This is a genomic window from Enterobacter sp. R-1.6.2, from assembly GCF_035064085.1.
In the GTDB taxonomy this organism is placed as follows: domain Bacteria; phylum Pseudomonadota; class Gammaproteobacteria; order Enterobacterales; family Enterobacteriaceae; genus Enterobacter; species Enterobacter asburiae_B.
The window spans coordinates 1-8296 of the sequence record NZ_JASEYI010000051.1 but is presented as its reverse complement, the minus strand read 5'-3'; the positions used below and the strand labels follow the sequence as shown (position 1 = coordinate 8296).

Below are 8296 nucleotides of genomic sequence, written 5' to 3'. Positions count from 1 at the left end.
GATCGAGAAATACACCGGATTCATAGCGATCTCGTCTACCGTGTACCCACTCTCACGGCCGACGAAACGCTTAAAGGGGTCTGAGGGCCAATGGAACGAAAACGTACGCTAAGGAAATAACCAATTGTTATAATTGATATTATTCATTCTTCTCTATGAACTGAAAGCCCGCACTAAGCAATGTTTTAGCCTCAAATGACTTTTTTACCTACCCAACTAACGTAACGATCGCACATCAGGTCGTTTTTCAACCGCATAGTGACACCTGCACTCACATGCGAGAAAACACATATGATTTTGACTTCTTGTTTTGGTGGAGAGACAATACCCATTCATAGCAGGAGTACATAATGCCAGAAATTGCATCCCTACAACTTTTCAAAATACTATCTGATGAAACCCGCCTGGGTATCGTGCTACTGCTCAGGGAGATGGGGGAGCTGTGCGTATGCGATCTCTGCACAGCGCTGGAACAATCACAACCCAAGACCTCCCGCCATCTGGCGATGCTTCGGGAAAGTGGCCTGTTGCTGGATCGCAAGCAGGGGAAATGGGTTCATTATCGCTTATCCCCGCATATTCCTTCCTGGGCTGCCCTGGTGATTGAGCAGGCCTGGTTAAGTCAACAGGACGACGTACAGGCCATCGCCCGTAAGCTGGCATCGGCCAACTGCTCTGGCAGCGGTAAGGCTGTTTGTATCTAAAAATTTTGCCTGTACATATATGTTTTTACGAATATGAGGTGTTAAAGATGAAAATGTTAACGGTGTTTGATCCGGCGATGTGCTGCAGTACCGGCGTTTGTGGTTCAGATGTCGATCAGGTTTTGGTCAATTTTTCTGCTGATGTGCAATGGCTGAAAGGGCGTGGGGTTCAGATCGAACGTTATAACCTGGCGCAGCAGCCTATGAGCTTCGTTGAGAACGAAAAAGCGAAAGCATTCCTTGAGGCTTCTGGAGCTGAAGGGCTTCCGCTGCTGTTGCTTGATGGTGAAACGGTGATGGCCGGGCGATACCCAAAACGCGCTGAACTGGCTCGCTGGTTTGGTATACCGCTGGAAAAGGTGGGTTTAGCTTCCACCAGTTGCTGTGGTGGTAAAACTTCCTGTTGTTGAGTATGTCAGGAGGACATATGAAATTCTTAGAGAATATCCCGTCTTACCTGTTTTTCACCGGTAAGGGAGGTGTAGGCAAAACTTCGATTTCCTGCGCAACGGCTATACGTCTGGCTGAACTGGGAAAGCGTGTTCTGCTTGTCAGTACCGACCCGGCTTCCAATGTCGGTCAGGTATTCGATCAGACTATCGGTAACACTATCCAGCCCGTGACTGCTGTGTCTGGTCTTTCGGCTCTGGAGATTGACCCGCAGGACGCCGCCCAGCAATACCGCGCCAGAATCGTTGACCCTATTAAAGGTCTTTTGCCTGATGACGTTGTTAACAGCATCAGTGAACAGCTTTCAGGAGCTTGTACGACAGAGATCGCTGCATTCGACGAGTTTACTGGCTTACTGACTGACGCTTCTCTGCTGACCCGCTTTGATCACATCATTTTTGATACTGCCCCAACTGGCCACACTATTCGCCTTCTTCAGCTTCCCGGAGCCTGGAGCAGCTTCATCGAAAGTAACCCGGATGGTGCTTCCTGTCTTGGTCCAATGGCTGGGCTGGAAAAACAACGCGAGCAATATGCTCATGCGGTTGAGGCATTATCCGATCCTGAACGAACTCGCCTTGTGCTGGTCGCGCGATTGCAAAAATCAACACTGCAGGAAGTCGCTCGTACTCATGACGAATTATCAGCTATTGGCCTTAAAAATCAGTATTTAGTCATTAACGGTGTCCTGCCTGCGAGCGAAGCAGAACGTGATGCACTGGCCGCTGCAATATGGCAACGGGAGCAAGAGGCGCTGGCAAATCTTCCTGCCGGGTTATCTGATTTGCCGACAGACAACTTATACCTGCAGCCGCTGAACATGGTTGGTGTATCCGCATTGAAAGGCCTGCTCAACGAACACGCTGAGATAACATCGCTTCCTGAACAAAGCCCACAGAACAAGCCAGAGAATATGTCGTTGTCTGTCCTGGTTGATGATATCGCCCGCAGTGAACACGGTTTGATTATGCTGATGGGCAAAGGTGGTGTGGGCAAAACCACAATGGCTGCGGCTATCGCCGTCAGTCTGGCGGATAAGGGTTTTGATGTGCATCTCACCACCTCAGATCCTGCTGCACATCTCAGTACAACGCTCAATGGCAGCCTCAAAAATCTGCAGGTCAGCCGAATCAACCCTCACGATGAAACTGAACGCTATCGTCAGCATGTTCTTGAGACGAAAGGCAGGGATCTGGATGAGGCTGGGAAACGGCTGCTCGAAGAGGATTTACGTTCTCCTTGCACAGAAGAGATTGCGGTGTTCCAGGCGTTTTCACGCGTAATTCGTGAAGCTGGCAAACGGTTTGTGGTCATGGATACGGCACCTACCGGGCATACGCTATTACTGCTTGATGCTACCGGGGCTTATCACCGTGAGATTGCCAGGAAGATGGGGGATAAAGGTCATTTTACCACTCCGATGATGCAGCTTCAGGACCAGGAACGTACCAAAGTTTTGCTGGTCACTCTGCCTGAAACCACACCTGTACTGGAAGCGGCAAACCTGCAGTCCGATCTTGAACGTGCGGGGATTCATCCCTGGGGCTGGATTATCAATAACAGCCTTTCGATTGCACAGACGCAATCGCCGCTGCTTTGCCAGCGCGCCCTACAAGAGCGTCCTCAAATCGAGGTTGTGAAAAACCAGCATGCAAGCCGCATAGCGTTAGTACCGGTAATGGCTGCAGAGCCCACTGGCATCGAGAAACTCAGAGAGCTGGTTGTTTAATTTTTTTTGTATATACAGGGCGGCAAAGCCGTCCTGTCTGGAGGATTTATGTTACTGGCAGGCGCTATTTTTGTCCTGACCATCGTTTTGGTTATCTGGCAACCGAAGGGATTAGGGATCGGCTGGAGTGCGACGCTGGGCGCGGTACTGGCGCTGATCTCTGGCGTAGTCCATTTTGGTGATATCCCTGTAGTGTGGAATATTGTCTGGAATGCGACGGCGACCTTTATTGCCGTGATTATTATCAGCCTTCTGCTCGATGAATCGGGCTTTTTCGAATGGGCGGCGCTGCACGTTTCACGTTGGGGTAACGGTCGCGGGCGTTTGCTGTTTACCTATATCGTTTTGCTCGGCGCAGCGGTGGCGGCACTGTTTGCCAACGATGGTGCGGCATTGATTCTGACGCCAATTGTTATCGCCATGCTGCTTGCATTAGGTTTCAGCAAAGGCACTACGCTGGCATTTGTCATGGCCGCCGGGTTTATTGCCGATACGGCCAGTCTGCCGCTTATCGTGTCCAACCTGGTTAACATCGTTTCTGCAGACTTCTTTGGGCTGGGTTTCACTGAGTATGCGTCGGTAATGGTGCCGGTGGATATCGCAGCCATTATCGCCACGCTGGTGATGCTGCATCTGTTCTTCCGCAAAGATATTCCGCCAACTTACGACCTGGCTCTCCTGAAAGCACCGGCAAAAGCGATTAAAGATCTGGCAACCTTCAGAACCGGCTGGATAGTGTTGATCCTTCTTCTGGTTGGCTTTTTCGTCCTTGAGCCGTTGGGTATCCCGGTCAGTGCGATTGCTGCTGTAGGGGCTGTCATTCTGTTTGCGGTGGCGAAGCGAGGTCATGCCATTAACACTGGCAAAGTGCTTCGCGGTGCGCCATGGCAGATCGTCATATTCTCTCTGGGAATGTATCTGGTGATCTATGGTCTGCGTAATGCCGGACTAACAGAATACCTCTCCGGTGTGTTGAACGTGCTGGCAGATAAAGGACTTTGGGCCGCGACGTTTGGTACTGGCTTCCTGACGGCTTTCCTCTCTTCCATCATGAACAATATGCCTACCGTGCTGGTTGGTGCTCTCTCTATTGATGGCAGCACTGCAACAGGCGTTATCAAAGAGGCGATGATTTTTGCCAACGTGATTGGCTGCGATCTTGGACCGAAAATTACACCTATTGGTAGCCTGGCAACGTTGCTCTGGCTGCATGTCCTTTCACAGAAGAACATGACCATCACATGGGGATACTATTTCCGCACCGGGATCGTCATGACTCTGCCTGTGCTGTTTGTAACGCTGGCCGCGCTGGCGCTACGTCTCTCTTTCACTTTGTAATGAGATACTGATATGAGCAACATCACCATTTATCACAACCCAGCCTGCGGCACGTCGCGTAATACGCTGGAGATGATCCGCAACAGCGGTATCGAGCCGACCGTTATTCTTTACCTTGAGACTCCACCTTCACGCGATGAGCTGGTCAAACTCATTGCAGATATGGGCATTTCCGTCCGTACTTTGCTGCGTAAGAACGTCGAGCCGTATGAGGAACTGGGTCTTGCAGAAGATAAATTTACTGACGACCAGCTCATCGACTTTATGCTACAGCATCCGATTCTGATCAACCGTCCGATCGTAGTGACGCCACTGGGAACTAAACTTTGCCGTCCTTCAGAGGTTGTTCTCGATATCCTTCCAGATGCCCAGAAAGCGGCTTTCACCAAGGAAGACGGTGAAAAAGTCGTTGATGATTCAGGTAAAAGACTGAAATAAAGACGAAGGGGGCATTTGCCCCCTTCATTATTACTTCGCCATTTCTTCCAGCAGGTCAATACCAACCGGCTCTTCGCTCTGTAGCGCTGTTAATGCAATACGCTTTGCATACTGCTCTTCCACATCAGAGATGAGAGGCAGCTCGCGGTTCGCCCTGATCTTCAGGAAAGGCGAAGACGGTTGAGCAGCTGCCAGGCTGTTATTAACGACCCATGCCCACGGCTCGATGCCAGCTCGGCGTAGATCCTGCTGCAGGTTAGCGGCTTCCAGTACAGGTGTCGTTTCGGCAAGCGTCACGATAATCACCTTCGTCTTCTCCGGGTCTGCTGCTTTTTCGCTATCACCTGTCTTCGATGTCAGAAAGCGAGAGAATTCGGCTTCATGCTGTCGCCAGAACACACTCATGCAATTGTTGAATGCCTTTACATCACTCATGTTCGTCCTCAAATTTTGCTCAGATTAACCCGGCTCTCATCTTCCAGAATTTTATAAACAGTGGAACGGGCAATACTGAGCCGGCGGGCAATATCTGTTGCACCAGTTCCCTGCTGATGAAGTGCCAGTACACTATTTCTGTCGATGATGCGCTTTCGGCCAAACCGGATACCTTTCAGCCTGGCCTCCTGCCGTCCTTCGTTCGTACGCTCCAGAATCCTCCTGCGTTCGGCCTGGGCTACAGCTGAAAGAATGGTCACAACCATTTTCCCCATTTCACCGTCGGTGCTGATCCCGTCGTCTATGAATCGGACCGCGACTCCCTGAGCGTCGAATTCTTTTATCAGTTGGATCATATCGGCAGTGTCGCGGCCAAGCCGGTCGAGTTTCTTCACCAGGATGACGTCACCTTCCTCCACCTTCATTCGCAGCAGATCCAGTCCTTTCCTGTCGGTAGAACTGCCGGATGCTTTGTCGGTAAATATGCGACTGGCTTTCACCCCCGCCTCTTTAAGCCCCTTGATCTGAATATCGAGGGACTGCTGGCTTGTTGATACCCGTGCGTAACCAAAAAGTCGCATAAAAATGTATCCTAAATCAAATATCGGACAGTGGGTGTCTGTTATAACAAAAAATCGATTTAATAGACACCTAGACAACACCATTTTAGTGTGTCCGAGAATTTATAATATTTCGGACGGTTGCGAAATTGTTAATTCATGACCATCAGGCAGGGAGGCCGGTATGCCCGTCGATTTTCTGACCACTGAGCAGGAACTGAATTATGGTCGCTATGTTGCAGAACCCAATGACGTGCAGCTGGCGCGCTATTTTCATCTTGATGAGCGGGATCTTGCCTTCATTAACCAGCGGCGGGGAAGGCATAACCGGCTGGGAATTGCGCTTCAGCTCACCACCGCCCGTTTTCTGGGCACCTTTCTGACAGACTTAACCCGGGTTCTGCCAGGTGTTCAGCAATTTGTCGCGGTGCAGCTTAATATTCGCCGTCCGGAAGTCCTTACCCGCTACGCAGAACGGGTTACCACCCTCAGAGAGCATACTGCGCTGATTAAGGAATATTACGGTTACCATGAATTTGGCGATTTCCCCTGGTCTTTCCGCCTGAAGCGCCTGCTGTACACCCGCGCATGGCTCAGTAATGAGCGACCCGGCCTTATGTTTGATTTTGCCACCGCGTGGCTGCTTCAGAATAAGGTCCTGCTGCCCGGAGCAACCACACTTGTACGTCTCGTCAGTGAAATACGCGAACGGGCAAATCAGCGGCTGTGGAAGAAACTGGCCGCGTTGCCGGACAGCTGGCAGACCGCCCGCGTGACGGAGCTTCTGGACATTCCTGAGGGGCAGCGTACTTCACCGCTGGAGCAACTGAAAAAGGGACCGGTCACCGTCAGCGGCCCGGCATTTACCGAAGCGCTGGAGCGATATATCCGGCTGCGAAACCTGGAATTTTCCCGACTGAATTTTACCGGTCTGCCTGCTATACAACTGCGTAATTTGGCCCGTTACGCAGGCATGGCGTCGGTAAAATATATCGCGCGAATGCCACAGCAGAGAAAACTGGCCGTACTCACAGCATTCGTTAAAGCGCAGGAGACTGCGGCGCTGGATGAGGCCGTTGATGTGCTCGATATGCTGATACTGGATATCACTCGTGCGGCGAAGAAAACGGGGCAGAAAAAACGGCTCAGGACGCTTAAAGATCTTGATCGTGCTGCGCTAATATTGGCGCGGGCATGTTCATTGTTGCTGGATGAACAGGCTGACGATGCTGAACTGAGGGAGACCATATTCAACAGCATACCGAAAAGCAGGCTGGCAGAATCCGTCAGCAAGGTAAATGAGCTGGCCCGGCCTCAGAACAACAATTTCCATGACGAAATGGTGGAGCAGTACGGGCGGGTAAAGCGCTTTCTTCCGGCGGTATTGCGCGACCTGCATTTCCAGGCAGCGCCAGCCGGAGAACATACGTTGTCCGCCATTCATTATCTGACCGAACTGAACGGCTCGAAAAAGCGCATCCTGGACAATGCGCCTGAACATATTATTACCGGCCCCTGGAAACGCCTGGTATACGATGCGGAGGGCCGGATACAGCGTGCCGGTTACTCGCTTTGTCTGCTGGAGCGCCTTCAGGATGCACTACGTCGAAGGGACATCTGGCTCGAAAACAGCGATCGCTGGGGAAATCCCCGCGAGAAGCTGTTGCAGGGGGAAGAATGGCAGGCTCAGCGGGTCCCCGTTTGCCGGGCGCTGGGACATCCCACTGATGGACATAAAGGCGTGCAACAGTTGGCGGTCCAGCTAGATGAAACCTGGAAAACCGTCGCATCCCGCTTTGAAGGAAATGCGGAGGTTCATATTTGCCATGACGGTAAACATCCTTCCCTGACTATCAGCAGCCTGGAGAAACTGGAGGAGCCACCATCGTTGCATCGTCTCAACAGTCGGGTAAGGCTGCTACTCCCGCCAGTAGATTTGACGGAACTGTTGCTTGAAATAGATGCCAGAACGGGATTTACACGTGAGTTTACGCATGTCAGTGAATCCGGGGCCCGGGCACAGGATCTGCACATCAGCCTGTGCGCGGTCCTGATGGCAGAGGCCTGCAATATCGGGCTGGAACCGCTGATAAAGCACAATATACCGGCGCTGACGCGCCACCGGCTTAGCTGGGTAAAACAGAATTACCTCCGGGCAGAAACGCTGGTCAGCGCCAATGCCCGCCTGGTTGATTTTCAGTCCACACTGGAGCTTGCTGGCCGCTGGGGTGGTGGCGAAGTGGCTTCAGCTGATGGCATGCGCTTTGTCACGCCGGTGAAAACCGTCAATTCAGGACCTAACAGAAAATATTTTGGTTCCGGACGTGGCATCACCTGGTACAACTTCGTCTCTGATCAGTACTCTGGATTCCACGGCATCGTTGTCCCCGGCACATTACGAGATTCCATTTTTGTGCTGGAAGGCCTTCTGGAGCAGCAGACAGGGCTGAATCCGGTTGAGATCATGACAGACACAGCCGGTACCAGCGACATTATTTTTGGCCTCTTCTGGCTGCTGGGATACCAGTTTTCCCCCCGGCTTGCCGATGCCGGTGAAGCGGTATTCTGGCGAGTGGATAAATCGGCAAATTACGGTGCACTGGACGAACTGGCACGTGGTTGTGCCGATCTGTCGAAAGCCG

The 8296-nt window shown here is 51.8% G+C and carries 8 protein-coding genes; 6 read left to right on the top strand and 2 right to left on the bottom strand.

The window, feature by feature from the left end; all coding sequences use genetic code 11:
* The first annotated feature begins 350 nt into the window (after window positions 1-350).
* The 5 genes from arsR to arsC are packed head-to-tail and all read left to right on the top strand — an operon-like array spanning window position 351 to window position 4659.
* Window positions 351-704: an As(III)-sensing metalloregulatory transcriptional repressor ArsR gene (gene arsR, locus QMN93_RS25035; protein ID WP_001114073.1), complete on the top strand. Its 354-nt coding sequence runs from the start codon at window positions 351-353 to the stop codon at window positions 702-704.
* A 47-nt stretch (window positions 705-751) separates the two neighbouring features.
* Window positions 752-1114, top strand: coding sequence for an arsenite efflux transporter metallochaperone ArsD (gene arsD, locus QMN93_RS25030; protein WP_000783215.1), 363 nt, complete (start codon window positions 752-754; stop codon window positions 1112-1114).
* Between the two features lie 17 nt (window positions 1115-1131).
* Window positions 1132-2883: an arsenite efflux transporter ATPase subunit ArsA gene (gene arsA, locus QMN93_RS25025; protein WP_001556710.1), complete on the top strand. Its 1752-nt coding sequence runs from the start codon at window positions 1132-1134 to the stop codon at window positions 2881-2883.
* A 48-nt stretch (window positions 2884-2931) separates the two neighbouring features.
* Complete coding sequence (arsB, locus tag QMN93_RS25020) at window positions 2932-4221, top strand: arsenite efflux transporter membrane subunit ArsB (protein WP_003026002.1); 1290 nt, start codon at window positions 2932-2934, stop codon at window positions 4219-4221.
* Window positions 4222-4233: 12 nt separating this feature from the next.
* Complete coding sequence (arsC, locus tag QMN93_RS25015) at window positions 4234-4659, top strand: glutaredoxin-dependent arsenate reductase (RefSeq protein ID WP_000065759.1); 426 nt, start codon at window positions 4234-4236, stop codon at window positions 4657-4659.
* Window positions 4660-4689: 30 nt separating this feature from the next.
* On the opposite strand, the gene QMN93_RS25010 is transcribed toward arsC, so the two are convergent.
* Both QMN93_RS25010 and QMN93_RS25005 read right to left on the bottom strand, forming a co-directional pair.
* Window positions 4690-5094: an ArsA-related P-loop ATPase gene (locus QMN93_RS25010; RefSeq protein ID WP_004118313.1), complete on the bottom strand. Its 405-nt coding sequence runs from the start codon at window positions 5092-5094 to the stop codon at window positions 4690-4692.
* Between the two features lie 8 nt (window positions 5095-5102).
* Complete coding sequence (locus QMN93_RS25005; protein ID WP_001556711.1) at window positions 5103-5675, bottom strand: recombinase family protein; 573 nt, start codon at window positions 5673-5675, stop codon at window positions 5103-5105.
* 163 nt (window positions 5676-5838) lie between these two features.
* On the opposite strand from QMN93_RS25005, the gene QMN93_RS25000 reads away from it, so the two are divergent.
* On the top strand, window positions 5839-8296 hold a 2458-nt coding region (locus QMN93_RS25000), incomplete at its 3' end, for a Tn3 family transposase (protein WP_323620183.1).